This is a genomic window from Microbacterium sp. SORGH_AS_0454, from assembly GCF_031453395.1.
GTDB lineage: Bacteria > Actinomycetota > Actinomycetes > Actinomycetales > Microbacteriaceae > Microbacterium.
In genome coordinates this window covers 2,483,153-2,509,542 of record NZ_JAVIYS010000001.1, presented here as the reverse complement: position 1 = coordinate 2,509,542, position 26,390 = coordinate 2,483,153, and the positions used below count along the sequence as shown (strand labels likewise).

Sequence of the window (26,390 nt, the reverse complement as noted above, 5' to 3'; positions counted from 1 at the left end):
AGCCTTACAGTTTACCCACACCGGATGCCGGCCGAGCGCGATACCGCGAGCTGCTAGGCGCGCAGCCAGCGGCGGATGGCGAAGCTGGCACTCAGAGCCGCGAGCACGATGCCGATCACGACCAGAAGCGGGATCACGATGGCCACGTCGCCGAAGTCCACCCACGAGGTGATGAAGCCGATCCGGTCTCTGAGGTACTGATTCACCCCGACGCCGACGATCGCCCACACCGCCACGCTCGCGAGCGCCGAACCGATGAGCGCGGCCAACACGCCCTCGACGATGAACGGCGTCTGGATGAAACGGTTGGACGCGCCCACCAGACGCATGATCCCGAGCTCCTTGCGTCTCGCGAACGCCGAGAGCCGGATGGTCGTGGCGATCAGCAATACGGCCGCGATCAGCATGAGCCCGGCGATCCCCACCGCGACGTAGGTCGCGACGGTGAGGGCTTGGAAAAGGGGTTCGAGGTACTGCAGCTGATCGGTGACCGCTTCGACACCGTTCTGCCCGCTGAAAGCCTCGGCGATGACGTCGGACTGGCTCTGGTCGACCAGGTTGATGCTGAAGGTCGCGTTGAACTGATCCGCCGTCACGACGCCGGCGATGTCTTCGGGCAACTGCTGCTTCGCGTTCTCGAAGACCTGGTCGCTGGTCTGGAACGTGTAGTCGCGGATCAGCGGCGCGAGCGCCTGACCGTCGAGCGTCGCCTTGACGGCGTCGATCTGGTCCTGGGTCGCCGGCTCACCGGCCACGCAGGTCGGAGCGTTCGATGAAGCCGCGCACATGAACACCGCCACCTGGGCGCGGTCGGCCCAGTACGACTGCATTTTGCCGATCTGCATCTGCATGAGCATCGCGGCCCCGACGAAGGTCAGCGACACGAAGGTGACGAGGATGACCGAGATCACCATCGACGCGTTGCGACGAAGACCGGTGAAGGCCTCCGAGAGGATGAGCCCGAACCTCATGACGTGGGTCCCACTTCGTCGTTGCGGTCTTTCTTCTCGCCCAGTCCGAGCCGGTCGGCAAGACCGAGAGCGTCGACGTCGGGGCGGGTGACCGGGATGGAGCGTGTGTTGGTGCCGGGCTCACGGGGCTCGGCGGCGACGGGCGCCTCGGGCTCGGAGTTCTGGGCGGAAACCTCGGATGCCGCGGGAGCAGGCTCCGCGACAGCCGGCTTCGTCAACGGCTCGACCGGGCCGGTGAGCCCGGTGACCTCGCGCTGCACCTCGAGAACGGCGGTGAGAGCGGCCACAGCCGCCGCACCGCGCTCGACCTCGGGCGCGAGTCGCGGAAGGCTCGATGTGTCGCCGTAGCCGCCGTGACGTTCGTCACGCACCATCTCACCGCCGCGCAGCTCGATCACGCGACGCTGCATCTGGTCGACGAAGCCTGCCTCGTGGGTGGCCATGACGACGGTCGTGCCACCGGCGTTGATGCGCGCGAGCAGGCGCATGATGTCGATCGACGTGCCGGGGTCGAGGTTTCCGGTGGGCTCGTCGGCGAGCAGCACCTGCGGGCGGTTGACGAGTGCGCGCGCGATCGCCACGCGCTGCTGTTCACCACCCGACAGCTCGTGCGGAAGACGCTTCTCTTTGCCGTCGAGGCCGACGAGCGCCAGCACCTCGGGCACGGCCTGCTGGATGAACCCGCGCGAGGCGCCGGTCACCTGCAGCGTGAAGGCGACGTTCTGGTGCACCGTCTTGTTCGGCAGCAGGCGGAAGTCCTGGAACACCGAACCGATGTGACGGCGGAAGTAGGGAACCTTGCGGTTCGACAGCGTGCGCAGGTCGCGACCGAGCACGACGACGCGGCCGTCGCTGGGGGTCTCGGCGCGCAGGATGAGCTGCAGGCACGACGACTTGCCGGAGCCCGAAGCGCCGACGAGGAAGACGAACTCCCCGCGCTGCACTTCGAAGTCGACGGCGTTCAGGGCGGGCTTCGCGGTGCCGCGATACCGCTTGGTGACGTTCTCGAACCGGATCATGGCTCGATGAGCCTAAGCGCGGGTCCCAATCAGGCCGAGAGGACGCGCCGTGTCGCGAAACCGAGAGAGCCCTATGGATGCCGGGTCAGCGGCATCCATAGGGCTCTCTTCCCCGCGGGGAAAGCTCAGTCGTCGTCCTTGCGCTTGCGCCAGCGGATGCCGGCCGCGATCAGACCGTCGAGGTCGCCGTCGAAGACGACCGCGGGGTTTCCGACCTCGTAGCCGGTGCGCAGGTCTTTCACGAGCTGCTGACCGTAGAGGAAGTAGGAGCGCATCTGATCGCCCCAGCTCGCGGTGATCGTGCCGGCGAGCTCCTTCTTCTTCGCGGCCTCTTCTTCGCGCTTGAGCAGCAGCAGGCGGGTCTGCAGCACGCGCATGGCGGCCGCGCGGTTCTGGATCTGCGACTTCTCGTTCTGCATCGAGACGACGAGGCCCGTGGGAAGGTGCGTGATGCGCACGGCGGAGTCGGTGGTGTTGACCGACTGACCACCCGGGCCCGAGGAGCGGAACACGTCGACGCGGATGTCACCCTCGGGGACTTCGACCTCGACGGCTTCTTCCATCACGGGGATGACCTCGACCGCGGCGAAGCTCGTCTGGCGCTTGTCGGCACCACCGAAGGGGCTGATGCGCGCGAGACGGTGCGTGCCGGCCTCGACCGACAGCGTGCCGTAGGCGTAGGGCACGTCGACCTCGAAGGTGGCCGACTTGATGCCGGCGCCTTCGGCGTAAGAGGTGTCCATGACCTTGACGGGGTACTTGTGACGCTCGGCCCAACGCAGGTACATGCGCAGCAGCATCTCGGCGAAGTCGGTGGCGTCGTCGCCGCCGGCACCCGAGCGGATCGTGACGACCGCCGAACGCGGGTCGTACTCGCCGTCGAGAAGCGTCTGCACCTCGAGCTGGCCGATCACGTCTTTCAGCGAGGCGAGTTCGCGACGAGCCTCGTCGGCGGACTCCTCGTCGTCCATCTCGATGGCAAGACCCACCAGCACCTCGAGGTCGTCGAGCCGCTGCTCGATCTCCGAGACGCGCTTGAGCTCCGCCTGGCGGTGGCTGAGACGGCTGGTGACCTTCTGAGCGTTCTCGACGTCGTCCCAGAGGTCGGGAGCACCGGCCTCTTCGCTCAGGCGATCGATGTCGGCTTTGAGTGCGTCGACGTCGACCACGGCCTGGATATCGGCGAAGGTCGAGCGCAGCGCCTGGATGTCGGCGGTCAAATCGAGTTCGAGCATTTGACAACAAGCCTATCGTGGAGACAGTGACAGCCGACTCTCCCCGGAACGTGCTGGTGCGCTTCGCACCGATGATCTACGGGCCCACGCTGCTCTTCGCCGTGGGCGAAGGCGCCGTGATCCCCCTCATCCCCGTCATCGCCGACCGCCTCGGCGCCGACGTCGCGGTGGCCGCTCTCGTCGCCGCCGCGCTGGTCGTCGGGCAGCTCTGCGGCAACATCCCCGCCGGGTGGGCCGTGGCCCGCTTCGGCGAGCGCGTGACGATGGGCGTCGCCGGCATTGTCGTCCTGGCCGGTCTGGTGGGAATCGTCCTCGCCCAGTCGTTGGCGTTCTTCACCGGGGCGGTGTTCCTCATCGGCTTCTGCGCCGCGTCCTTCGCCCTGGCCCGCCACTCGTTCATGACCACGCGCGTCCCCCTCACCTTCCGCGCCCGGGCACTGTCGCTGCTGGGCGGAACGTTTCGTCTGGGCATGTTCGTCGGTCCGTTCATCTCGGCGGCCCTCTTGGCGGTGTTCGGCACCGAGACGGCATCCATCGTCTTCTTCGCCGTCTGCCAGATCGCCACGATCATGCTGGTGTTCTTCGGTCCCGACCCCGAGAAGGCCGTCCCGGTGGGGGCGGGGTCCGCCACCCGGCGAGACGCGGGCGACTCACGCGACGCAGAGGACACCGGCGAGCCCGTCACCGGCTCCATCCCGACCGTCGAGAGGGTCGGCGTGTTCCGCACGATGTGGCGGTACCGCGGGGTGCTCGCGCGTCTGGGACTCGCCGCTTCGTCGCTGTCGGCCGTGCGCTCGGCTCGTCAGGTGGTGCTGCCCCTGTGGGGCGTCTCGCTCGGATTGGATGCCGGCACGATCGCGGTGGTCGTCGGGGTCTCGGGAGCGATCGATTTCGCCCTCTTCTACGCCAGCGGCCAGGTGATGGACCGCTTCGGGCGCCTCTGGGCGGCCCTTCCCGCCATGGTCCTCATGGGTGCGGGGTTCTTCGCCCTGTCGTTCACGCATGAACTGTCGTCGGCGGCCATGTGGTACGCGATGTTCGCCGCGGTCCTGGGTGTCGGCAACGGCCTGTCGAGCGGCATCCTGCTCACCCTCGGTGCCGATGTGGCTCCGCCCAGCGACCCCGCAGCGTTCCTGGGTTCGTGGAGGACGTTGACGGATGCCGGCGGAGCGGTGGCCCCGTTGATCGTCTCCGCCCTGACCGCCGTCGCATCGTTGTCGGTCGGTGTCGGCGCGATGGGCCTCATCGCCGTCCTGGGTGCGGCCGGCTTCATCCGCTGGGTCCCGCGGTACGTGCCTCGTACCCATTAGGGCGGCGCCCCCTCGAGGACGCCGCCCTCGGGCTCACTCCGCGACGCGGATCAGCACCTTCCCGAGCGCACCCTGCTCGACGGCGTCGTGCGCGGCGGCGGTCTCATCGAGGGCGAACCACGTGAGCGGCAGCCCGGCGTCGTGCCCGACCGGAAGCGCCCCGTCGGCGACGGCCGCGGCCACGTCCTCGGCGGCGGCGAGCAGCGCCCGCTCCCCCACGGTGTACAGCAGCAGTCCCTGCCAGCGCACGTTCTTGGCGAAGCTCTCGCGCACGCGGGCCGTGAACTCCGCCCCGCCGTTGTCGGCGTAGTAGCCGATCGTCCCGTGGTTGGCGACGACCTCGACATCGAGACCGGCGTTGTCGGCGATGGCGACCTCGACGATGTGCTCGACACCGTTCGGCGCGAGTTCCCGGATGTCGGCGGCCAGTGACGCGCTCGGGTACTGCAGCACGTGGTGGGCGCCGGCAGAACGGGCCAGTGCCTCTTTCTCGTCGCTGCTGACGGTGGCGATGACCGTGGCTCCGGCCCAAGCGGCGAGCTGGATGGCGGCGTGCCCCACGGCTCCGGCACCGCCCTGCACCAGGACGGTGCGTCCGGCGAGCGCCCCGGGAGCGAGGCGCGAGGGGCCGTCCTCGTGCACGGTGAGGGCGCGGTGGGCGGTCATCGCCGGAACGCCGAGGCTCGCGCCGAGCTCGAACGATGCGCTGTCGGGCAGCGGCACGGCCCGCGACGCGGGCAGGACCGTGTACTCCGCCGCCGTGCCGAACGGGCGCTGGTGGGCCGCGAGATACACCCACACGCGCTGACCGACCGACAGTCCGTCGACGCCCTCGCCGACGGCATCCACCACTCCCGCTCCGTCCTGGTTGGGCGTGACCTCGTCGAAGGGAAGCGGGCGGCCGGTGGTGGCGCGGGCCTTCCAGTCGGTGGGGTTCACCCCCGACACGGTCAGGCGCACCCGCACCTCTCCCGCGGCGGGTTCGGGCAGCGGGCGGTCCTCGAGCGAGAGGACGGAGGAGTCACCGGGCTGGGAGTACGTGATCGCTTTCATGAAGGAGAGAACGGATGCCATGTCGTTCAGCATTCCCCGCGGCGCGTCGGCGAGGGTGGACGACTCCCGGGGTTGACGGCGGCTTCACAACGTGCGCGCGCTCCACCCGCCTACAATGATCAGACTCGCGGGAGTGGTGAAATCGGTAGACACGCAGGATTTAGGTTCCTGTGCCTTCGGGCGTGGGGGTTCAAGTCCCCCCTTCCGCACGGCAGTAGTCATCCCCTGCACCGACATTCCGACCCGACGGGACCGATGTGATCCACACCACCAGCGCGCTGCTCCCGTGGCTCGACCCCGCGACGATCATCACCAACTCCCAGCCCTGGGCGCTGCTGGTCGTCTGCTTCATCATCTTCGCCGAGACCGGTCTGCTGATCGGCTTCCTGCTGCCGGGCGACACCCTGCTGATCATGGCGGGTCTGCTGTCGCACTCCACCGATGCGGCTCCGCACGGCGTCTTCGGGATCAACGCCTGGTGGGTGGCTCTCGCGATCGGTGTCGCGGCATTCATCGGCGGTGAGGTGGGCTACCTCATCGGCCATAAGGCCGGGCCTTCGATCTTCGAGCGCAAAGAGTCCGGGTTGTTCAGCAAGAAGAACGTCGAACGCACGAACGCGTTCTTCGAGCGCTTCGGCGGACTGACGGTGATCCTGGCGCGCTTCGTGCCCGTGGTGCGCACCTTCGCGCCGATTGCCGCGGGTGTCGGTCACATGCCGTGGCGCAAGTACTCGCTCTACAACCTGATCGGCGCGATCATCTGGGGCATCGGCTTGACGATGCTGGGTTACCTGGTGGGCTACATCCCGTTCGTCCGCGACATCGTGACCGAGTACATCGACGTCATCCTGCTCGCCGCCGTCGCCGGCACCGTGATCTTCATCGCGATCCACTACTTCCGTGAGCGCGCCGCCGCCAAGCGCGAGGGCGCCGTCACCGCGGCCGAGGCCGAGTCGCTCACCCTCGACCCGAAGACCCTCGAAGACGGCGATCAGCCCGCTCGCTAAGACGCCTTCGAGCTCCTCTTCTTGGCCGCCGGCTTCGTGCCGGCGGCCTTCTTCTTTTCGGTGGTGCCGTCGGTGGCCGCAGCGCCCGATCGCGCCGCCCGGCTGCGCTCCACGCTCGCCCGCAGGGCCTCCATCAGATCGATGACCTCGCCGCCGTCCTCCTCTTCCTGCTTTCCGAAGGTGGCGTCGGTGTCGATCGCATCGCCCTGCTCGAGCTTCGCGTCGATGAGGGTGCGCAGCTCCGCCTGGTACGCGTCGGTGAACTCCTCAGGCTCGAAGTCCTTCGAGAAGCTCTCGACGAGAGACGCCGACATCTCGAGCTCCTTCGCCGAGATGCGCACACTCTCATCGAGAGCCGGGAAAGCCGCCTCGCGCACCTCGTCGGCCCAGAGCAGCGTCTGCAGCACCAGCACGTCCCCGCGGACGCGCAGAGCCGCCAGCCGGGTCTTCTGTCGGAGCGAGAACCGCACGATCGCCGTGCGGTCGGTCTGCTCGAGGGTCTTGCGCAGCAGCACGTACGCCTTGGGCGACGACGAATCGGGCTCGAGGTAGTACGCCTTGTCGAGCGTCAGCAGGTCGACCTGGTCGCTCGGCACGAACTCCACGACCTCGATCTCCCGGCTGCGCTCGCTCGGCAGCGACGCCAGATCGTCCTTCGTCAGCACGACCGTCTGCTCGCCGTCGTCGTAGGCCTTGTCGATGTCCTGGTACGGCACGACCTCGCCGTCCACCTCGCAGACGCGCTGATACCGGATGCGGCCGCCGTCCTTGTTGTGCACCTGATGCAACGAGACGTCGTGGTCCTCGGTGGCCGAGTACACCTTCACGGGCACGTTGACGAGCCCGAACGTCAGGGCGCCCTTCCAGATCGATCGCATGTGCCCAGTGAACACCGGGAGAGCGGTGGATGCCGAGACCCTTGCGCGCGAACGTGTCCGGCCCCTTCGAGCAGACCTCGGACCTGGCCCCCGGGTGGCTGAGCGTCTCGAAGCCACCGGAACCCCGAGTTCGCCGCAACCCCCTCGGCATCCCTCTCCCCCTCCGCTCTACGCTGGGGCGATGACGGAGCAGACGGTGCGCATCGGCGGTCGTCGCCTGCGCCTGTCGAACCTCGACAAGGTGCTCTACCCCGAGACCGGCACCACCAAGGGCGAGGTGATCGACTACTACTCGCGGATCGCTCCCCTGCTCCTCCCGCACGTCGCCGACCGCCCGCTCACGCGCAAGCGCTGGCCCGACGGAGTGGGCACGGATGCCGACCCCGGCGAACCGTTCTTCGCCAAGGCCCTCGAGCCCGGTGCTCCGGCATGGGTGCGGCGCTTTCCGATCGACCACTCCTCGGGCGCCAAGGACTACCCGCTCGTCGACGACCTCCCCGCCCTCGTCTACCTCGCGCAGGTCGCCAGCCTCGAGTTGCACGTGCCGCAGTGGCGTTTCTCGAGCGACGGCGAGAGGCAGAACCCCGACCGCCTCGTGCTCGATCTCGACCCCGGTCCGGGCGTGGGCTTGGCCGAGTGTGCGGAGGTCGCGCGGTGGGCGCGCGCGATCCTGCAAGGCATGGGGCTCGACCCGTTGCCCGTGACGAGTGGGAGCAAGGGCATCCATCTGTACGCCCGCCTCGACGGGCGCCAGTCCAGCGACGCGGTCAGCGTCGTCGCGAAAGAGCTCGCGCGCGCGATCGAGGCCGATCACCCCGACCTCGTCGTCAGCCAGATGTCGAAGGCTGCACGCCCCGGCAAGGTGTTCATCGATTGGAGTCAGAACAACGGCTCGAAGACGACGATCGCGCCGTACTCGCTGCGCGGCCGCCCGCGCCCCTACGTCGCCGCCCCGCGCACCTGGGACGAGCTGGACGACCCCGACCTGCGGCATCTGTTGTTCACCGAGGTCCTCGGGAGAACCGACGACCCGCTCGCCTCTGTCGACGCGGCGCACGGGCCCCTGCGCGCCTACATCGCGAAGCGCACAGCCGGAAAGACCCCCGAGCCGGTGCCCGAGGCTCCCCACGGCGCGCCCGCCGCCGAAGGGCTCCCCCGGTTCGTCATCCAAGAGCACCACGCCTCACGTCTGCACTGGGACCTCCGCCTCGAACGCGACGGCGTGCTCGTCAGCTGGGCCGTCCCCCGGGGTGTGCCGCCCACCACAGCGAAGAACAGCCTCGCCGTCATGACCGAGGACCACCCGCTGCAATACCTCGACTTCGCCGGCGAGATCCCGCGCGGCGAGTACGGCGCGGGCACCATGACGGTCTGGGACACCGGTACGTACGAGCTCGAGAAGTGGCGCGACGACGAGGTCATCGCCACCCTCGAGGGCAGAGCCGACGGACCGCTCGGCCGCGTGCGACTCGCCCTCATCCGCACCGAGGGGCAGGGTGAGAGATCGCAGTGGCTGCTGCACCGCATGAAGACGGATGCCGCGGGCCGACCGCAGGGCGGCGGAGCCCCCGTGGTGGCCTTGGACCACGGCTCCGCTGATCCCCCTGCATCGACCGAGGCGCCACCGAGCGTCGACAGGGACGGCGACATCGAGCCCATGCTCGCCACCTCCGCGACGCCGGGGATCGCCCGCGCCGCCGCCGAACGCTGGGGCGGCACGCCCTGGGTCGAGATGAAGTGGGACGGCATCCGGGGTCTGGGAATCTGGGACGGCGAACGGCTGCGCCTGCGATCGCGCAACGGCAACGACCTGACGGACGCCTATCCCGAGCTCACGAGCGTCGACCTGGGTCTCGGTCCCGACCCGGCCGTCTTCGACGGAGAGATCGTCGCGCTCGACGAGCAGGGACGGCCGAGCTTCCCGCTTCTGCAGAGGCGCATGAACCTCGCGAAGGCGCGCGAGATCGCCCGCGAGGCCGAGCGCACCCCCGTTCACCTCTACCTCTTCGATGTGCTGTCGGCGGGTGGGCGGGATGTGGCATCCCTCCCCCTGTCGAAGCGGCGCGACGTGCTCGAGGAGCTGGCCGCCGAGGCCGGGGGTCCGGTCGTCGTGCCTCCCGTGTTCGACGACGTGGATGCAGCGGTCTCCACGAGCGGCCGGTTCGGGCTCGAGGGCGTCGTCGTGAAGGACCCGGGCTCGTCCTACCGCCGCGGGGTGCGATCCGAGCGGTGGCTGAAGGTCAAGCACTCGCGCACGCAGGAGGTCGTGATCGGCGGGATCCGACCCGGTAGAGGAAACCGTTCCGGCACGATCGGTTCGCTGCTGGTGGGGGTGCCCACGGCGGACGGCCTGCAGTACGCGGGGCGGGTGGGCTCCGGCTTCGGCGAGCAGACCCTCGCTCGACTGACGAAGGCGCTCGAGCCGCTACGCGCCGATGCGAACCCCTTCGTCGGTGTGCCGGCCGCCGACGCGCGGGACGCCCTGTGGGTGCACCCCAGCCTGGTGGCAGAGGTCGAGTTCGCGGAGTTCACCCCCGGCGGGATCCTCCGCCAGGCGCGGTGGCGCGGCCTCCGCCCCGACAAGTCGCCCGCGGAGGTCGTGCGCGAAAGCTGAACGCCGTGATGCCGTTCAGTCGTCGACGACGATCCACTCGCCGAAACGGCGGAATCCGGATGCCAGTGCGAGAGCCACCGACGGGGCGTTGTCGAGCTGACACCGGTACTGCGGCTCGTAGCCGCGCTCCAGCGCATCGGCGGCCATCGCCAGCACAGTCGCCCTCGCCAGGCCGCGGCCGCGGAACTCCGGAAGAGTGATCACGCCGAGGTCGGCGAGGCGCGTGCCCTTCCAGGGATACATGCTCGCCGCAGCGGCCAGCGTGCCGTCGACGAACGTGCCGAACACGAGCCAGTGATCGAGCTCGACGAACGCCTCGTCGAGCTCGTCTTCGGGCGCCGCCGCGACGAGGGCGGCGAAGGCGTCGGCGTCTTCGGCCGTCAGCCGGCGCGTTTTCGCCTGCGGCTCGGGTGCGGTGACGTTGGCATGCTCTTCGACCGGAAGGTAGAAGAGGTGGTCGGGGTCGTTCAGCGCGATGCCCGCCGCGTCGATGCGCTCCAGAACCTCATCGGCGGCGAGACGTTCTCCGTCGGACACACCGAGCTGATCCGCTCGCTCGGGGCTCAGCGAGACGACCGTCGCCCCGTCGCCGATGCGCAGGATCGAGACGGACCGGTTCTCGGGCGCCTCCGGATCGACGACGACGACCGCGTCGTCATCAGAGAACGCGCTCGCGGGAGACGGCAGCCAATGGTCGGTGACGAGTGACGAGAACATGAGGAACCTTCCGGGGGTGCGGGTGCCTGTCCGAAGGCTACCGGACGGCACCGACATTCACGCGTGACGCGAATCGTGCTCCACGTGCCCCGCGGGCTCCAGCTGGAAAGTGGAATGCTCGACGTCGAAATGGTCGGCGAGACACGTCTGCAGCGAAGCGAGGATCGCGGCGGCGCGCCCATCGGCGAGCGCGGCATCTTCCACGATCACGTGAGCGCTGAACACCGGCGCTCCGCGTGTGAGCTGCCACACGTGCACGTCGTGCACATCGACCACCCCGTCGGCCTCGCGCAGGTGCTCGCGGATCTCGGCCACGTGCACCCCCACCGGGGCCGACTCCGTCAAGACCACGACGACCTCGCGCAGCAGACCGATCGCCCGCGGGACGATGAGCACCGCGATGAGCAGCGAGGCGATGGCATCCGCCTGCATGAATCCCGTCGTCACGATGACGAGGGCCGCGATGATCACCGCGATCGATCCGACGAGATCGCCCAGCACCTCGAGATAGGCGCCGCGCACGTTGATGCTGCGCTTCTGCGCGCGAGAGAGCAGGAACATCGACACGGCGTTGGCGATCATGCCGACGGTGGCCACCACCAGCATCAGTCCGCCCTGCACCTCGGTCTCGGCCGGGGCGAGCAGACGTTGCACCGCCTCGACGCCGACCCACGCGCACAGCACGATGAGGATCACGCCGTTGGCGAGGGCCCCCAGCACCTCGGCACGCTGGTAACCGAAGGTGCGACGATCATCGGCCGGGCGCGCGGCGATCGCGGTGGCGATGAGCGCGACCACCAGAGCGGCCGCGTCGGTGAACATGTGCGCGGCGTCGGCGAGCAGGGCGAGCGAGCCGGTCAGGACAGCCCCGACGATCTGCACGAGCATCACCGTGGCCGTCAGGGCCAGGGCGGTCGCGAGCAGGCGCCGATTGCTGGCATCTCGGATGCCGCCGGAGGGCGCGTGATCGTGCATGGCTCCAGGCTAGAACGGGCACAGGCTCCGCCGCGGTGGTTCGGCCAAGTCGGGAATGAGAACCGGTGTCGGTCTCGTTCTCAGAGCCCCCGAAGAAGCGGTGTCAGCTCGCGGAAAGCGCGGGCCCGGTGCGACTCGGCATTCTTCTCGGCCGCGGTCCACTCGCCGACGGTCCGCTCTTGTCCCGAAGGCTGGCCGTCGGGGATGAAGACCGGGTCGTAGCCGAAACCGCCGGGACCGGCCGGGGCCGTGGCGAGGCGGCCGGGCCAGCGGCCCTCGACCGTCTGCTCGGTGCCATCGGGATGCACGAGCGCGATGACCGAGACGAATTGCGCCGTGCGATGCGGGTCGGCAACGTCCGAGAGCTGGTCGAGCAGCAGCTCGAGGTTCGCAGTGGCGTCTTTCTTGTGCCCCGCCCAGTAGGCCGAGAACACCCCCGGCGAACCGCCGAGTACGTCGACGGCCACACCGGAGTCGTCGGCCAGAGCCGGCAGACCCGTGTGCGCCGCCGCCGCGCGCGCCTTGATCAGCGCGTTCGCCGCGAACGTCACGCCGTCTTCGACCGGCTCCGGGCCGTCGTACCCCATGACCTCGAGGTCGGGGCGTACCTCGGCGACGATCGCCTGGAACTCCTCGACCTTGTGCGGATTGTGTGTGGCCAGGACGATGCGAGCCATCTCAGCCCTCGAGCGTCGAGACCTGGATGCCGCGCAGCTCGGCGCAGCCGTTCACGCCCAGCTCGAGCAGCTGGTCGAGCTCGCGCTTGTCGAACGGCGCGCCCTCGGCCGTCCCCTGCACCTCGACGAACAGCCCGCGACCGGTGACGACGACGTTCATGTCGGTCTCGGCGCGCACGTCCTCGACGTACGCCAGGTCGAGCATCGGCTCGCCGTCGATGATGCCCACCGACACCGCGGCGACCGAATCGCGCAGCACCTCGGCGCGCTGACCGATGAACTTCTTCTCGCGTCCCCAGGCGATGGCATCCGCCAGGGCGACGTAGGCACCGGTGATGGCCGCGGTGCGCGTGCCGCCGTCGGCCTGCAGCACATCGCAGTCGATGACGATGGTGTTCTCGCCCAGCGCCTTCGTGTCGACCACCGCACGCAGGGCACGGCCGATCAGGCGCGAGATCTCGTGCGTGCGCCCGCCGACCTTGCCCTTGATCGACTCTCGGTCGTTGCGGCTGTTCGTCGCGCGCGGGAGCATCGCGTACTCCGCCGTGACCCAGCCCTTGCCCTTGCCGGTCAGCCAGCGCGGAACGCCGTTCGTGAACGACGCGGTGCACAGCACCTTGGTGCCGCCGAACGTGACGAGGGCCGAGCCCTCGGCGTGAGCCGACCAGCCGCGCTCGATGGTGACGGGACGGAGCTGGTCGTTGGTGCGACCGTCTTTGCGGGTCATGGGTCCTCCAGGGGAACGGGAATGGATGCCGCGACTCAGCGCGGCAGGTCGATGGCGCCGGTCTGCACGAGCTGCACCTCGCGCACCTCGCGGCCCATGAGGCGGTGAGCGAGGCGCACGAAGTCGTCGGCCGATGAGCCCGTGGCTTCGTAACGGGCGGTGGGCACGGCATCCGGTGTCGCGAGAAGGTCGCGCGACACGAGCTGGCGATAGACGTCTTTCGCGGTTTCGCTGTCGCTCGAGACGAGGCTGACCTCGGGGCCCATGACGTAGCTGATGGCGCCCTCGAGGAACGGGTAGTGGGTGCAGCCGAGCACGAGGGTGTCCACGCCGGCGTGGCGGAGCGGCGCGAGGTACTGCTCGGCGGTGGCGAGGACTTCGGGCGAGTCGGTGACCCCGACCTCGACGAACTCGACGAAGCGCGGGCAGGCCTCGGCGAAGACCGTCAGGCGCTCGTTGACCTCGAGCATGTCCTGATACGCGCGGGAGCCGATGGTGCCGACGGTGCCGATCACGCCGATGCGGCCGTTGCGGGTGGTCGACATCGCGGTGCGCACGGCGGGGCCGATGACCTCGACCACCGGCACGTCATAGCGCTCGCGCGCGTCGCGGAGCATCGCGGCCGAGGCGGTGTTGCACGCGATCACGAGCATCTTGACGCCCTGATCGACGAGGGTGTCGAGCACCTCGAGCGAGTACTTGCGAACGTCGGCGATCGGCTTCGGGCCGTAGGGCGAGCGGGCGGTGTCGCCGATGTAGAGGATGGACTCGCGCGGCAGCTGCTGAGAGACGGCCCGGGCGACGGTGAGTCCGCCGACTCCTGAGTCGAAGATCCCGATCGGCGCGTCGTTCATAGGGCTCCAGCCTATCGGGAGGGGGTGGACCGGGCTGGTCTCCCGCATCGGGTGGTGTCGAACTCCTGAAAAACGAGGCGAAGAGGCGCCATGTGCTGCCGTTCGGCCGTCTCACGGTCGGAAAGTCAGGAGTTTCGCACGACGCGGCGCGGGTGCGGGCGCTCGGGCTGGTTGCCGGCGCGGGCGCGGCGCGGGGGTGGCCGGGGGCGGGGGTGGCCGGCGCGGGGGTGGCCGGGGACGGGGGTGGCCGGGGACGCGGGGCGTGCGAAACTCCCGAGGAAATCCGACGGTTCGCGGTGCCACGGCATCCATGGCTCGCATCCCCCCGAAAGTTCAGGAGTTCGGTACGCCGGGCGGCGACTGTCAAGCGCGGGAGTCCGCGCGGGCACGGCCACGGGGCCGGAATAGGCTGGCGCCATGAGCCGCAGCACCGCCCTGCACACCGACCGTTACGAACTCACGATGCTCGACGCCGCCCTCCGCGACGGCACGGCCTCGCGCCGGTGCGTCTTCGAAGTGTTCGGGCGCCGCCTCTCGGGTGGGCGCCGGTTCGGCGTGGTCGCCGGGACCGGCCGGTTGCTCGAGGCGATCCGCGATTTCCGCTTCGGCGACGACGAGCTGCGTTACCTTCGCGACAACCGGGTGGTGGATGCCACGACCCTCGACTTCCTGGCCGATTACCGGTTCACGGGCTCGGTGACGGGCTACCGCGAGGGCGAGGTCTATTTCCCCGGGTCTCCCCTGCTCACGATCGAGGGAACGTTCGCCGAGGCCGTACTGCTCGAGACGCTCGCACTCAGCATCCTGAACTACGACTCCGCCGTCGCCACCGCCGCCGCCCGCATGAGCGTGGCCGCGGGCGACCGACCACTCGCCGAGATGGGGTCGCGCCGTGCGAGCGAAGAGGCCGCGGTCGCCGCGGCCCGCGCGGCGTACATCGCCGGGTTCTCGGCCACCAGCAACCTCGAGGCCGGTCGCCGCTGGGGTGTGCCGACCATGGGCACCGCCGCTCACGCCTGGACGCTGCTGCACGACAGCGAAGAAGACGCCTTCCGGTCGCAGATCGACGCTCTCGGCGCCGGGACGACCCTGCTGATCGACACGTACGACATCACCGAGGGAGTCAAGACCGCCGTCCGCGTCGCCGGCACCGACCTGGGCGGGGTGCGCATCGACTCCGGCGACCTGCCGATCGTCGCGGGCGAGGTGCGCGCGCTGCTCGATGAACTGGGCGCCACGAGCACCCGCATCACGGTGACCAGCGACCTCGACGAGTACGCTCTCGCCGCCCTGGCGGCCTCACCCGTCGACTCGTACGGCGTGGGCACCTCGGTCGCGACAGGCTCGGGCGTCCCGACCGCGGGGCTGGTCTTCAAGCTCGTGGCCCGAGAGGCCGCCGACGGCTCGTGGGTGGCCGTGGCCAAGGCATCCGCGCAGAAGGCCTCGCACGGGGGGCGGAAGGCCGCGTTCCGGACCCTGGAATCCGGCACCGCGACCTCGGAGCTCATCGTCGTCAGCGACGGCTTCGAAGAACTCTCGACCGCGGCCGAACACCCCGATGCGCGTGCGCTGCAGGCGACGCTCATGGAGCACGGCGAGGCGGATGCCGGTGCTCTCGGCTCGGCCGGAGTCCAGGCCGCGCGGGCCCATCACGCCCGCGTGCGTGAGGAACTGCCCGTGCGCGCCCTGGCGCTGAGCAAGGCCGACCCGGCGCTGCCGACGGAGTACCGCGAAACGCGGTGAGCCCCGGCGCGCGCGCTGAGCGGCGGGTCCGGGGCTCACGGGCCCTTCACGCGGCGGACGCGCGTGAGGGGCCGGAGAGCGCCGCCGAGCGCTAGCCGGGGCGACGCTTTCCGGCCCCTCAGGCGGAGCGAGAAGACCTCAGTTGATGAGGGATTCGTAGATCTCTTTGCACTGCGGGCAGACGGGGAACTTCTCGGGGTCGCGCCCCGGCGTCCACTTCTTGCCGCAGAGGGCGCGCACCGGCTTGCCGCTGAGGGCGGACTCGAGGATCTTGTCCTTCTTCACGTAATGGGAGAAGCGCTCGTGATCACCGGGCTCGATGTTCTCTTCGCGGATGAGCTCTTCGAGCTCACGATCCAGGGTCGCGAGACCCCCGCTGTCAGGACTGTCGAGAGGCGTGCTCATGGAGAGCCAGTGTAGCCGCGGTCAGCCCTGACGGGTCGGTCGCGAGCCAGGTCAGGTCGCTTCGGCGAACTCCATGAGACGCGTTCCAAGGCGCTCGAACAGAGCCGCACCGATCGCGACGCCGACGACGAGCACGATGGCTCCGGCACCGATGCCGACCCAGAGCGCCAGCGCCGTGTCGACGGTCTCGCCGTTGATCGCCCGCCATGTGAGCCATGCCGCAGGCGAAGCCGCGACGATCGCGCCGGCCATCACGAGCCCCTGGGCGACGACGCCGCCCGAGCCCGTGCGCTGCGGTTGCTGGAAGGGGCTGTCCCCCCGGTCGAGAGACCGCGTAGGGCGCCACCACCGAGGAGATGCTCGACAGCCCCAGCCCCGCCAGGAACAGAGCCGCGCACACCCCGACCATCGCCGGGAAGATCGCCCAGCGCCCGTGCGCGACGATGGCGAGCGGCAGGGTGACGGCGAGGATCGGGATGCCGATGAGCAGCACGGGCACCAGACGCCCGATGCGGTCGGGAGCCCCGCGCATGCCGCTGGCGATGTGCATCCAGAGCGCGGTGGAGTCGTACGCGAGGTCGTTGTGCGGCAGCCACCCGAAGAACAGCGCCATGATCGGCACCGGCAGCAGGACGGCGAGTTCGAACGGGACGCCGGCGACGAGCAACGGCACCGTCGAGACGACGGCGGCGATCGGCACGATGACGACGTTGACGATGTACCGGCGGTCACGCAACCAGTACGAGAGACTGCGGGCGGCGACCGCTCCCCCCGGCGTGCCCGGCAGGATCGCGAACCAGCCGAGGCCTCCGCGCTCGCGCACCGCGACCGGACGACGGGTGGTGGTGAGCAGGACGTTGACGAGGGCGAACCAGGCGAGTCCCAGCGCGGCGACGGTTGCGAGGGCCACGACGAGGCTGCCGACGGCCGCTCCCGCCGACGGTGCGAGGGCGATACCCCACGCGGCCCCGATCGGGGTCCACGCGAGCACCTCTGCCGCCGAGGCGAGCTGCGACGGCACGACCCCCCGCCACTCGAGCGATCCGAGGAAGACACCCACCGGCACGACGACGACGAGAACGGCGATGAGATACACGCCGACGAGTTCGCGCGACTGACGCGGTCGCTGCACGAGGGCGCCGAGCGCCATGCTCACGCGAGCGAACAGCACACAGGTCGTCAGCCCCAGAACGACCGATGCCGCACTCGCCCAGGCCGAGGCGCCGTGCGCGCCCCACGCGACGGCGAGGCTGACCCCGAGGACGAGCACGACCAGCACCGGCACGGAGAGGAACCCGGCCAGCAGCAGCGCGCCGGCCAGGGGCCGAGGCTCGGGCCCGACGACGGCGAAGCGGCGCGGGTCGAGGGGGTCGATCGAGGCGGTCACGGGCGGACCGACCGCGAAGCCGAGCGTCACCGCCGACCCCGCGAGCACCGTGACGACGGCGGTGGTGAGGGGGCTGGCATCCGCCAGACCGGCGGCGCTCGTCGCCGCAACGACGGTGGCGGCGATGAGGATGACGACGCCGATGGCGCGCCGGACGACCTCGCGCCGGTCGCCCCGGAGGGCGCCCAGCATCATGGCGAGTCTCAGGCGGAGAACGTGTGCAACCACTCGAGTCCCTCCACGTCGCCGAGACCACCGGAGAGTTCGCGGAAGCGCTGTTCGAGCGTTCCCTCGCCGCGCACCTCGTCGACGGTGCCCTCGGCGAGCACCTGACCCGACACGATGACGGCGACGCGTGAGCACACGCGCTCGACGAGCTCCATACCGTGGCTCGAAAGGATGACCGTGCCGCCGTGTTCGACGTAGGTGCCGAGGATGTCGAGGATGACGCCGCTCGACACCGGGTCGACGGCCTCGAAGGGCTCGTCGAGCACGAGCAGACGCGGCGAGTGGATCATGGCCCCCGCGAGCATGACCTTCTTGGTCATACCGGCGGAGTAGTCCGACACCGGGCGCGAGAGCGCTTCGACGAGGTCGAAGGCACGAGCGAGGTCGGCGGTGCGGCTCTCGACCAGCGCGGCGGGCAGCCCGCGCAGCGCGCCGTAATACGACAGCAGTTGACGGCCGGTGAGCCGGTCGAAGGTGCGCAGCCGGTCGGGCAGCACGCCGATGAGCTTCTTGGCCTCGCGCGAGCGCTTGGCCGCGTCGACACCGTTGATCGTGACGGTGCCGCGGTCAGGACGCAGGAGGCCCGCAATGATCGACAGGGTCGTGGTCTTTCCGGCGCCGTTCGGTCCGACCAGGCCGTAGAACGCCCCCGCGGGCACGGTCAGATCGATCGCGTCCACGGCGCGCAGTTCGCCGAAGCTCTTCGTGATCGTGCGCAGGGCGAGAGCCGGGACGGCGGTTTCGTCGTCGGATGCCGTGGGTGCATCGACCAACCCCGCAACCACCGCGGCGGGGACGAGTGCGTCGTCGACCTGGGTGACGGACTCGTCCACCTCGGAGCGGGGCTCGGGGTCGACGGCACGCTCGAGCGTCTCGGCCGGGGATGCGTCGAGGACGGCGGTCTGCCCGTCGTCTTCGGCGCCCGCCGCATCGACGCCGGTGGTCTCGGGCACCTCGGTCGACGCCGGAGCGACGAACGGGGCGGTCTCGGGGTCCGCGGGCTCGGCCTCGTAGACGCGCACGTCGGCGGGGGTGGGGTCTTCCTGCTCGCTCACGCCGTCGGCGCTCGCGGGTGACCCCTCGCTCGGCGGGGTGGCGGCCGGAGCAGCCGACTCAGAAGGGAGGTCGTGCTCGAGCGGCGTCTCGGCGACGACCTCGGTGGACGACGACGTGACCAGTGGGGACGACGGGTCGGTCTGCTGAGGCGTATCTGCTGCGACAGTCGCGGGCTCCTCGACGGCGACGTCGCCCGGCGTCGGGTCGGCCACGGTTTGCGCGGCCGGCTCCTCGACGGCGACATCGGCGGGAGTCGTACCGGCAACCGGTTCTTCGACAACGACGTCGGCGACGATCGGATCGGCGACCGCGACATCGGCGGGAGCCGGATCGACGACCGGCTCCTCGACAGCGACATCGGCGGGGCTCGGGTCGGCAACGGTCTCCGACTCGGCGTCACCGGCAGCGGACGAGTTCTCGGTGGAAACCTCAGCCGGAGCGGAGCCCGCCGCATCCGGTGTGACCGCCGCGTCCGGCTCGTCGACCGCCTGGTCGGGCTCTGCGTCGGCGTCGTCGCTCTCGGTCGTCGCGCCGACCGATGGCAGCGGCGGGCGCGGCGGCACCACGATGTCATCCGGCAGAAGCGGCGGCATAGCGACGTCCGGCGCGCTCACGGTCGCCTCGGCCCGCGACTGCTCGAGAGCAGCGCGCCTCCGCTGCCGCCTTGGCAGCCGCGGCCTTCGCCGCAGCCGTCTGACGCGGAGCCGCGGGCTTCTTGGGAGCGGCGGGCTTCGCCGCCGCCGCCTTCGTCCCCGCAGCCTTCGCCGCCGTCGTGCGGGGAGCAGCAGGCTTCCTCGGCGCGGCGGGCTTCTTCGGCGCGGTCGGTTTCTTCGCCGCGGGCGTCCGGCCGGTCGTCTCCGCGGCCGAGGCGGCGCGCGCGGCAGTCGTCCGCGGGGTGCGCGGCGGGGCGGTCGCCTGGGGCGTCTCTGCCGAATCGGCTTCCGCAGCCTTCGCCGTCGGGCGTCGCGGAGCTCGCGGCGTGGTCGCACGCGGCGCGCGGGGCTTGGCCGGGGGTGACACCGCGGCTTCGGCGCTCGCCGCCGCGCCCTCGGTATCTGAAGAGGACTTTTCGGGGGGCTCCGGCAGCGACGCTGTCATCGCACCAAACTACCAACCCCCTCCGACACCGACCGACGCTCAGTCGCGCGCCCCACACACTCACAGATAACGAAAGGCCGGTGGATCCCCGCAAAACATTTCATCTGAACGGATGACGTCCTCTTCGACATCCCGGGCGCGTACGTGCGCAGGCGCTCTCGGGGTCGACTCGCAACCGCACCTCGTGGCTGCGCACGCCGCACCGCGCCCCGCGGCCGTCAAGCACCCCCGCCCGACCCGTCCTCCGGGCGAGGATGGAGGCATGGCTGAGAAGGTGCACCGCATTCACACCCTGCCCGACGACGCCCCCTGGAAGGGCGGCCTACCCCCGGTGGGGTCGGAGGAGCACCCGCGCACCATCCGCATGCTCGACCGCGTGCTGTCGGTCCAGCGCCCCGTGGTGCTCGCGCACCTGCGCAGCATTCGTCTGCGGCATCCGGATGCCGGCGTCGACGACATCCTGAAGATCCTCGAGCGGCGCTATCTCGCGGCCGTCACCACCGGCGGGGCCGCCGTGGGAGCGACCGCCGTCGTCCCCGGTATCGGGACCGGCGTCACCCTGGCGCTCAGCGGCGTCGAGACGGTGGGCTTTCTCGAGGCGACCGCTCTGTACGCGCAGTCGGTCGCCGAGGTGCACGGGGTCGTGGTCGAAGACCCCGATCGCGGCCGCGCGCTGGTGCTGGCGCTGATGCTCGGCAAGGAGGGCATCGACCTCGTCTCGCAACTGGCCTCTCAGGCCGCCGGCCGTGGGGGCTCACGTTCCAGTTACTGGGGCGAGATGGTGACCAAGACGCTGCCGCGCGCGATGGTCGGCCCCCTCGTCGACCGGCTCAAGACGACGTTCGTGCGCCAGTTCGCCGCCCGCGGCGGTGCCTCGTGGATCGGCAAGGCCCTCCCCTTCGGCGTCGGCGCCGTCGTGGGCGGGGCGGGAAACAACATCCTGGGTCGTCGCGTCCTGGTCAATGCCCGTCGCGCGTTCGGCGCTCCCCCGTCGACGCTTCCCGCAGACCTCGAGCCGCGGCCCGGTACCGAGCCCCTCGAGCGGGCCGCGTTCGGCGGGATTCGTCGTGCCGGTGACGCCCTCGCGGGGGCGGGACGCCGAACCGGCGCGATCGCCCGCAGGGCCCTCTCGCGCCACGAGCGCCCCGCAGAGTCCCCCGAGCTCGAGCCGGGCGGCGACGACGAGAGGCCGGCATCCTGAATCTCGCCCTCTCTCACCGACGAGGGGCCGCGCGCAAGACCTGCACGAAGGACTCGACGGCGCGTTAGCCTGCCCGCATGGGCGACCTCCTCGAACTCCTCGCTGTCTGGATGCCGCGTCAGCGCTGGTACGGAACAAAGGGCCGCGACCCGCGGCTGACTCTCGTGGCCGACTGGCCGCTCGACGCCTCCGACGCGCGAGTGCTGCTGGTGCGCGACGAGGCCGTGCAACCGGCGATCGTGTACCAGGTGCCCGTCGCACGCCGAGCGGAAGGCTCGGTTCCGCCGGGGAGCCTGATCGGCGCCGCAGCGGAGGGACAGGTATGGACGGATGCCACCACCGACTCCGCCTTCACCGACGCGCTGTACGCGCTGGTCACCGCGGGCGGTGAGGTGGGGGCGCCGGAGGACGGCTTCCGGGGCATCCCGCTCGGGGCGACCAACGGGCGCCCGTTGGCCTCGCGTACGACGGCCCGCGTGCTCAGCGGCGAGCAGTCGAACACCTCGATCATCTACCGTCTCGAGGGTGAAGAAACGGGTGTACCCGTCATCTGCAAGCTGTTCCGTCAGGTGAATCCGGGGATTAATCCCGACGTCGAGCTCCAGTCCGCGCTGGCCGCCGGCGGGGCCTTATTCGTGCCCGGAGCGATCGGTGAGGTACGCGGAATCTGGATGACCCCGGAGGGCGTTCCCGTCAGCGGTTCGCTCGCCTTCGCGCAGGAGTTCTTCGAGGGCGTCGAAGATGCGTGGCGCGTCGCGCTCGATGCCGCCGCCGCAGGCGACGACTTCTCGGAGCGTGCGTACGCCCTCGGAGCGAGTGTCGCCGGCATGCACGTGGCCCTGGCCGAGCGGTTCTCGACATTCCCCCCGAGTGCGGCCGACAAGTCATCGGTGAACAGCGCCTGGGAGCGCCGCCTGACCATCGCACTGATGGAGGTGCCCGCCCTCAAGCCCTACGAGGAGCAGATCCACGAGGTCTACGACAGGGCCCTCGACGTGAGGTGGCCGGCTCTTCAGCGCATTCACGGCGATCTGCACCTCGGGCAGGTGCTCGACACCGCCTCGAACGGCTGGGTGCTCCTGGACTTCGAGGGCGAGCCGCTTCGCCCGATCAACGAGCGTCTGCAGCCCGACGTCGCCGTGCGCGATGTCGCGGGAATGCTCCGCTCGTTCGATTACGTCTCGGGCGCGGTCGCCGACGACGACGGCGGGGCCGTGCGCGCGTGGGTCATCGCTGCGCAGCAGGCGTTCCTCGACGGGTACGCCGCCACGACCGGCCGCCCCCGCACCGACGACGACGCTCTGTTGAAGGCCTTCGAGCTCGACAAAGCCGTGTACGAGGCGATCTACGAGACGCGCAACCGCCCGGACTGGGTGGGCATCCCCCTCGCGGCGATCGGGCGGTTGGCACCCCTGCACTGACGGGGCCCGGAAACCCGCGAAGAACGCCACCCCGCTGGGATTCAGCGGGGTGGCGTTCTTCAGCGGGAACGGCGGGGTCAGCTCGTGGGCATGGACCCCAGGGTCACCTCGGCGGTCTTCTCGGCGTTGCCGCGGTTGTACGTGACCTCGGCCTTGCTGCCGGCGGCGAGAGCGCGCACCTGGGCGGTCAGGTCGATGGAGTTCGTGATCGGGATGCCGTTGAACTTGGTGATCACGTCACCCTTCTGCAGCCCGGCGGCCTGGGCCGCGCCGCCGCTGGACACGTCGGCGATGTAGGCACCGGTCGTGGTGGCGCCCTGGATGGACGCGGCATCCTGAACCGAGGCACCCAGCAGGCCGTGCGTGGCGGAGCCGTTGTCGATGATCTCCTGGGAGACGCGCTTGGCGATGTCGGAGGGGATCGAGAAGCCGACGCCGATGTTGCCCGACTGCCCGCCCGAGGACGACCCGCCGGCGCTCGCGATGGCGACGTTGATGCCGATGAGCTTGCCCTGGTTGTCGACGAGCGCCCCGCCCGAGTTGCCGGGGTTGATGGCGGCGTCGGTCTGGATGACGGCGATCTTGATCGTCTGACTGGTCGACTGCTGCTGCTGACCCTGACCGAAGTCGAAGCGGAACGGGCTCTCCTGGCCGGGCTCCTGCTGCTGCTGGTCGGAGCCGTCGCTCGGAGCGGCCGACGAAGCGACCTGGATCGAGCGGTTCAGCGCGCTGACGATACCCGTGGTGACCGTGTTGGGCAGGTCGAGGGGAGCGCCGACGGCGATGGTGTTGTCGCCGACATTGAGCTTCGACGAATCGGCCCACTCGATCGGGGTCAGCCCCGAAGCGTTCTCGAGCTTGATGACCGCGAGGTCGTAGGTGGGGTCGGTTCCGACCACCTTGGCCGCGTAGACCTTTCCGTCCGACGTGGTGACCGAGATGCTCGCGCTGCCGCTCTGGCCGTCGAGGGTGACCACGTGGGTGTTGGTGAGCACGTAGCCGTCCTGGCTGAGGATGACGCCCGAACCGGTGCCGCCCGACTGCCCGGCCGTGGCGCTGATGGTCACGACGCTCGGGACGACCTTCGCGGCGACCGCGGAGGTGTTGTTGACGCTGTCGGGGTTGTTGACGGTGATCGCCTGCGGCCCCGAGGCGACCGAGGAGTTCGATCCGCCCCAGAGGCTGAGGCCGGCGTAGGTGCCGCCGAGACCTGCGCCACCGCCGACGAGGGCGGCCGCGACCAGCAGAGCGGCGATCCGCGGTGCCGCGCTCTTCTTACGGGGAGCGGTGGATGCCGAGGACGGCATCGCCAGCGTGGGGTGCGCGTCGGTCGCAGCGGGGCCGAAGGCCTGACCGGTCGGCGAGGTGGCGCCCGAGGGGGCCGAGGCGTAACCGGGCTGCTGGGGCGCGGCAGCACCCGCGGCGGGCGGCGGCCAGGCCGCCGCGGCCGAGGCCGGCGAGCGGGTGGGGACCGGCGGCGCGTCGTAGCGCGGGGCGGCGGGGGTGGTGGACTCGGGCTGCGGCGACGCGGGAACGGCGCCGTTCGCGGCCGAGTTGTTCTGGTGGCTGTTGTCGTTGCCCTCGGGACGGTTGTCCGTGGTGTCGCTCATGGGATGCTCCTTGTTCCAGGTGCTTCTACGATGACCACCGTTCCTGTGGACCACCTATGACGGGCGTGGGCCGTCTCTATGGGTCTAGCAGGAGAGACCCGCGCGGCATTCCCGCTTGCGCTGCGCGAGGGTGCGGCATCCTGGATCCATGCGACACATTCCCGGCGCCTGGCAGCGCACCGCTCGAGGCGCGGGACTGCTCGCGCCCGACGGCTCATCGGTTCCGACGATCTTCGCCGAGATGAGCGCCCTCGCCACCGCGACCGGCGCTCTCAATCTCGGCCAGGGCTTTCCCGACGAGGACGGACCGGAAGCGGTTCTGGATGCCGCCCGCTCGGCCATCTCGTCGGGCGTCAATCAATACGCCCCGGGACGCGGCTTTCCCGACCTGTTGGCCGCCGTCGCCGAGCACCAGAGGCGCTTCTACGGGATCGAGCTCGACCCGCAGCGCGAGGTGCTGGTGACGGTCGGGGCGACCGAGGCGCTCGCCGCGACCCTGCTGGCACTCGTGGACTCCCCCGACGACGAGGTCGTGGTGTTCGAGCCCTACTACGACTCGTACGCGGCCTGCGTGGCCCTGTCGGGCGCGAAACTCGTGCCGGTGCCCCTGCGGTGGCCCGACTTCCAGCCCGACCTCGCGCAGCTCGCAGCGGCCGTCACCGATCGCACCCGCGTGATCCTCGTGAACGACCCGCACAACCCGACCGGCACGGTCTTCTCGCGCGAGGCGCTCGACGAGGTCGTGCGCCTGGCCCACCGGCACGACGCGATCATCGTCACCGACGAGGTCTACGAGCACCTGGTGTTCGACGGACCGCACGTGCCAATCGCCACCCTCCCCGGAGCCGCGGAGCGGACGCTCTCGATCTCGTCGGGCGGCAAGACGTTCTCGCTGACCGGGTGGAAGACCGGGTGGGTCACCGGCCCCGCCGATCTCGTCACCGCCGTGCTCGCCGTCAAGCAGTACCTCACCTATGTGGGCGGTTCGCCCTTTCAACCGGCGATCGCGGTGGGCCTGCGCCTCCCCGACGCGTTCTTCGCCTCGGTCGCGTCCGAGATGGCCGCCAAGGCCGCCCTGCTGGGCACGGGGCTGCGCGCCGCCGGGTTCGACGTCTCGACTCCCGCGGGGTCGTACTTCACGGTGGTGGATGCCGCCCCGCTCGGCGCCACCGACGCCGACGCATTCTGCCGCGAGCTGCCCGCCCGCGCCGGGGTGGTCGGTATTCCGCTCACCGCGTTCGTGACGCCCGAGCACCGCGGCGACTACGCGACGCTCGTGCGGTTCGCCGCGTGCAAGCGGGTGGGGGTGCTGCAGGATGCGGCGGAGCGGTTGGCGGGGCTGACGTTCAACTGAGGCGGCCGAGGCGCGCAGACAATCGCTGAGCGTCGACGAGTACACGCTCCCCTGTCGAAGCACCCCGCCGTCCGGGAGAAACGTCGACCACACAGAAGCCCCCACTTCCGCGGGGGCGCCGCGAACGCATTCTCTACGACCTTTAAATGGGCTGTCACGAGACCGGCGAGAACCTCTCGGAACCCTCGAACCGCGCACGAGCGCCGTCGACGCAATGCGACACGCGGCTCGAGCTGAAACGGCACACACTCGTCGAGCGGCACTCCCCTCGAAAGCGTGACGTTTGTTGCGGACAAAATACGAAATATTGTCGAATGGTCAACAAACCCGCATCGCAGGTCTCACACGTGAAAACGTAGCGGTGCGCCATGACGAACCCGCGTTGGTTGGAGGCCGTGTGACCGAGGGCGTGAGAGAAGTGATACGTCGGGTACTTCGCGACGATCCGACCGTCGAGGTTCGCTACACCTTCGCAATCCGGCCTGGTAGCTTCCACCAGGGCGTCGGGGTGCTGTTCGTCCATCCGTCCCACGAGTCCGTCGTCGCCGCAGTGAGAGCGCAAGCCCGTGGCCAGCTCTGACGGGTTGACCTCCGCGTCGACCGGATCGTGTCGAGCCTGCGGCCACGCAGCCGTCGGGCTGCGACGCAGCAAACTCGCGGTGTTCGTGGAACGTGTCACGCCCGGGCGGTGCTCATGGACAACGTGTGCGAGCTTCGAATACTCCGAGACGGCTTCGATGACGCGAACGTTCTGCCCGTGTTCTGGACCCGCGCATCAGCTTCGCGTGGTCGACCGCGCGGACGGGATCGAGCTCAACGGCTCGGGCTGGTGACGACCGCCAACGGCTAG

The 26,390-nt window shown here is 70.1% G+C and carries 21 protein-coding genes and 1 tRNA gene; 8 read left to right on the top strand and 14 right to left on the bottom strand.

Annotation, left to right across the window (positions count from 1 at the left end):
- Positions 1-53: 53 nt before the first annotated feature.
- The 3 genes from ftsX to prfB form a co-directional block, all read right to left on the bottom strand.
- The gene (gene ftsX / locus QE454_RS11840) at positions 54-971 is read right to left on the bottom strand and encodes a permease-like cell division protein FtsX (RefSeq protein WP_210074513.1); all 918 of its coding nucleotides are present in this window, start codon (positions 969-971) and stop codon (positions 54-56) included.
- A complete protein-coding gene (ftsE, locus tag QE454_RS11835) occupies positions 968-1,990 on the bottom strand; it encodes a cell division ATP-binding protein FtsE (protein ID WP_307455219.1) in 1,023 nt (340 codons plus the stop codon). The genes ftsX and ftsE overlap by 4 nt, the downstream gene beginning before the upstream one ends.
- Positions 1,991-2,115: 125 nt before the next feature.
- Positions 2,116-3,225, bottom strand: a complete 1,110-nt coding sequence (gene prfB / locus QE454_RS11830; protein ID WP_210074509.1) for a peptide chain release factor 2 — start codon at positions 3,223-3,225, stop codon at positions 2,116-2,118.
- Positions 3,226-3,296: 71 nt separating this feature from the next.
- Between prfB and QE454_RS11825 the strand changes: the two genes are divergently transcribed.
- The gene (locus tag QE454_RS11825) at positions 3,297-4,535 is read left to right on the top strand and encodes an MFS transporter (protein ID WP_307461066.1); all 1,239 of its coding nucleotides are present in this window, start codon (positions 3,297-3,299) and stop codon (positions 4,533-4,535) included.
- 33 nt (positions 4,536-4,568) lie between these two features.
- Here QE454_RS11825 and QE454_RS11820 read toward each other — a convergent pair whose 3' ends face one another.
- On the bottom strand, positions 4,569-5,588 hold the full coding sequence (locus tag QE454_RS11820; RefSeq protein ID WP_307461069.1) for an NADPH:quinone reductase: 1,020 nt from the start codon (positions 5,586-5,588) through the stop codon (positions 4,569-4,571).
- Between the two features lie 127 nt (positions 5,589-5,715).
- Between QE454_RS11820 and QE454_RS11815 the strand changes: the two genes are divergently transcribed.
- Positions 5,716-5,797, top strand: a tRNA-Leu gene (locus QE454_RS11815).
- A gap of 48 nt (positions 5,798-5,845) precedes the next feature.
- Positions 5,846-6,595 carry a DedA family protein gene (locus QE454_RS11810; RefSeq protein WP_210074507.1) on the top strand — a complete coding sequence of 250 codons (750 nt, stop codon included), beginning with the start codon at positions 5,846-5,848 and terminating at the stop codon, positions 6,593-6,595.
- Here the strand turns inward: QE454_RS11810 and QE454_RS11805 are convergent.
- Positions 6,592-7,473, bottom strand: a complete 882-nt coding sequence (locus tag QE454_RS11805) for a Ku protein (protein ID WP_307455221.1) — start codon at positions 7,471-7,473, stop codon at positions 6,592-6,594. The genes QE454_RS11810 and QE454_RS11805 overlap by 4 nt on opposite strands.
- A 181-nt stretch (positions 7,474-7,654) precedes the next feature.
- On the opposite strand from QE454_RS11805, the gene QE454_RS11800 reads away from it, so the two are divergent.
- Positions 7,655-10,087, top strand: coding sequence for an ATP-dependent DNA ligase (locus QE454_RS11800; RefSeq protein WP_307455224.1), 2,433 nt, complete (start codon positions 7,655-7,657; stop codon positions 10,085-10,087).
- Between the two features lie 15 nt (positions 10,088-10,102).
- On the opposite strand, the gene QE454_RS11795 is transcribed toward QE454_RS11800, so the two are convergent.
- The 5 genes from QE454_RS11795 to murI form a co-directional block, all read right to left on the bottom strand.
- A complete protein-coding gene (locus tag QE454_RS11795; RefSeq protein WP_307455226.1) occupies positions 10,103-10,804 on the bottom strand; it encodes a GNAT family N-acetyltransferase in 702 nt (233 codons plus the stop codon).
- Between the two features lie 57 nt (positions 10,805-10,861).
- Positions 10,862-11,779: a cation diffusion facilitator family transporter gene (locus tag QE454_RS11790; RefSeq protein ID WP_210074498.1), complete on the bottom strand. Its 918-nt coding sequence runs from the start codon at positions 11,777-11,779 to the stop codon at positions 10,862-10,864.
- Positions 11,780-11,859: 80 nt separating this feature from the next.
- Complete coding sequence (gene rdgB, locus QE454_RS11785; protein WP_307455228.1) at positions 11,860-12,456, bottom strand: RdgB/HAM1 family non-canonical purine NTP pyrophosphatase; 597 nt, start codon at positions 12,454-12,456, stop codon at positions 11,860-11,862.
- 1 nt (position 12,457) lies between these two features.
- On the bottom strand, positions 12,458-13,183 hold the full coding sequence (gene rph / locus QE454_RS11780; RefSeq protein ID WP_210074494.1) for a ribonuclease PH: 726 nt from the start codon (positions 13,181-13,183) through the stop codon (positions 12,458-12,460).
- A gap of 35 nt (positions 13,184-13,218) precedes the next feature.
- On the bottom strand, positions 13,219-14,037 hold the full coding sequence (gene murI / locus QE454_RS11775) for a glutamate racemase (protein WP_210074492.1): 819 nt from the start codon (positions 14,035-14,037) through the stop codon (positions 13,219-13,221).
- A 417-nt stretch (positions 14,038-14,454) separates the two neighbouring features.
- On the opposite strand from murI, the gene QE454_RS11770 reads away from it, so the two are divergent.
- On the top strand, positions 14,455-15,780 hold the full coding sequence (locus QE454_RS11770; protein ID WP_307455232.1) for a nicotinate phosphoribosyltransferase: 1,326 nt from the start codon (positions 14,455-14,457) through the stop codon (positions 15,778-15,780).
- 138 nt (positions 15,781-15,918) lie between these two features.
- Here the strand turns inward: QE454_RS11770 and QE454_RS11765 are convergent, their stop codons facing one another.
- From QE454_RS11765 to QE454_RS11755, 3 genes are read right to left on the bottom strand one after another with little or no spacing between them, the layout of a single operon-like run.
- On the bottom strand, positions 15,919-16,185 hold the full coding sequence (locus tag QE454_RS11765; RefSeq protein ID WP_056230575.1) for a DUF3039 domain-containing protein: 267 nt from the start codon (positions 16,183-16,185) through the stop codon (positions 15,919-15,921).
- Entirely contained in the window at positions 16,160-17,764 is a 1,605-nt protein-coding gene (locus tag QE454_RS11760) for a hypothetical protein (protein ID WP_309668662.1), read from the bottom strand. Before QE454_RS11760 ends, QE454_RS11765 begins: the two co-directional genes overlap by 26 nt.
- An 11-nt stretch (positions 17,765-17,775) precedes the next feature.
- On the bottom strand, positions 17,776-19,470 hold the full coding sequence (locus tag QE454_RS11755) for an ATP-binding cassette domain-containing protein (RefSeq protein WP_309668661.1): 1,695 nt from the start codon (positions 19,468-19,470) through the stop codon (positions 17,776-17,778).
- 746 nt (positions 19,471-20,216) lie between these two features.
- Between QE454_RS11755 and QE454_RS11750 the strand changes: the two genes are divergently transcribed.
- Both QE454_RS11750 and QE454_RS11745 read left to right on the top strand, forming a co-directional pair.
- Positions 20,217-21,155 (top strand): hypothetical protein, encoded by a 939-nt coding sequence (locus tag QE454_RS11750; protein WP_307455238.1) that lies wholly within the window; start codon positions 20,217-20,219, stop codon positions 21,153-21,155.
- Positions 21,156-21,232: 77 nt separating this feature from the next.
- The gene (locus QE454_RS11745) at positions 21,233-22,576 is read left to right on the top strand and encodes a maltokinase N-terminal cap-like domain-containing protein (RefSeq protein WP_307455240.1); all 1,344 of its coding nucleotides are present in this window, start codon (positions 21,233-21,235) and stop codon (positions 22,574-22,576) included.
- A gap of 77 nt (positions 22,577-22,653) precedes the next feature.
- Here QE454_RS11745 and QE454_RS11740 read toward each other — a convergent pair whose 3' ends face one another.
- A complete protein-coding gene (locus QE454_RS11740) occupies positions 22,654-24,186 on the bottom strand; it encodes a S1C family serine protease (protein ID WP_307455244.1) in 1,533 nt (510 codons plus the stop codon).
- A gap of 148 nt (positions 24,187-24,334) precedes the next feature.
- On the opposite strand from QE454_RS11740, the gene QE454_RS11735 reads away from it, so the two are divergent.
- The gene (locus QE454_RS11735; protein WP_307455246.1) at positions 24,335-25,540 is read left to right on the top strand and encodes an aminotransferase class I/II-fold pyridoxal phosphate-dependent enzyme; all 1,206 of its coding nucleotides are present in this window, start codon (positions 24,335-24,337) and stop codon (positions 25,538-25,540) included.
- Positions 25,541-26,390 lie beyond the last annotated feature (850 nt).

Excerpts from the sequence above, each read along its gene's own strand:
- ftsX (WP_210074513.1), bottom strand. The coding sequence starts at position 971 with ATGAGGTTCGGGCTCATCCTCTCGGAGGCCTTCACCGGTCTTCGTCGC.
- ftsE (WP_307455219.1), bottom strand. The coding sequence starts at position 1,990 with ATGATCCGGTTCGAGAACGTCACCAAGCGGTATCGCGGCACCGCGAAG.
- prfB (WP_210074509.1), bottom strand. The coding sequence starts at position 3,225 with ATGCTCGAACTCGATTTGACCGCCGACATCCAGGCGCTGCGCTCGACC.
- QE454_RS11825 (WP_307461066.1), top strand. The coding sequence starts at position 3,297 with ATGATCTACGGGCCCACGCTGCTCTTCGCCGTGGGCGAAGGCGCCGTG.
- QE454_RS11820 (WP_307461069.1), bottom strand. The coding sequence starts at position 5,588 with ATGAAAGCGATCACGTACTCCCAGCCCGGTGACTCCTCCGTCCTCTCG.
- QE454_RS11805 (WP_307455221.1), bottom strand. The coding sequence starts at position 7,473 with ATGCGATCGATCTGGAAGGGCGCCCTGACGTTCGGGCTCGTCAACGTG.
- QE454_RS11800 (WP_307455224.1), top strand. The coding sequence starts at position 7,655 with ATGACGGAGCAGACGGTGCGCATCGGCGGTCGTCGCCTGCGCCTGTCG.
- QE454_RS11795 (WP_307455226.1), bottom strand. The coding sequence starts at position 10,804 with ATGTTCTCGTCACTCGTCACCGACCATTGGCTGCCGTCTCCCGCGAGC.
- QE454_RS11790 (WP_210074498.1), bottom strand. The coding sequence starts at position 11,779 with ATGCACGATCACGCGCCCTCCGGCGGCATCCGAGATGCCAGCAATCGG.
- rdgB (WP_307455228.1), bottom strand. The coding sequence starts at position 12,456 with ATGGCTCGCATCGTCCTGGCCACACACAATCCGCACAAGGTCGAGGAG.
- rph (WP_210074494.1), bottom strand. The coding sequence starts at position 13,183 with ATGACCCGCAAAGACGGTCGCACCAACGACCAGCTCCGTCCCGTCACC.
- murI (WP_210074492.1), bottom strand. The coding sequence starts at position 14,037 with ATGAACGACGCGCCGATCGGGATCTTCGACTCAGGAGTCGGCGGACTC.
- QE454_RS11770 (WP_307455232.1), top strand. The coding sequence starts at position 14,455 with ATGAGCCGCAGCACCGCCCTGCACACCGACCGTTACGAACTCACGATG.
- QE454_RS11765 (WP_056230575.1), bottom strand. The coding sequence starts at position 16,185 with ATGAGCACGCCTCTCGACAGTCCTGACAGCGGGGGTCTCGCGACCCTG.
- QE454_RS11760 (WP_309668662.1), bottom strand. The coding sequence starts at position 17,764 with ATGCTGGGCGCCCTCCGGGGCGACCGGCGCGAGGTCGTCCGGCGCGCC.
- QE454_RS11750 (WP_307455238.1), top strand. The coding sequence starts at position 20,217 with ATGGCTGAGAAGGTGCACCGCATTCACACCCTGCCCGACGACGCCCCC.
- QE454_RS11745 (WP_307455240.1), top strand. The coding sequence starts at position 21,233 with ATGGGCGACCTCCTCGAACTCCTCGCTGTCTGGATGCCGCGTCAGCGC.
- QE454_RS11740 (WP_307455244.1), bottom strand. The coding sequence starts at position 24,186 with ATGAGCGACACCACGGACAACCGTCCCGAGGGCAACGACAACAGCCAC.
- QE454_RS11735 (WP_307455246.1), top strand. The coding sequence starts at position 24,335 with ATGCGACACATTCCCGGCGCCTGGCAGCGCACCGCTCGAGGCGCGGGA.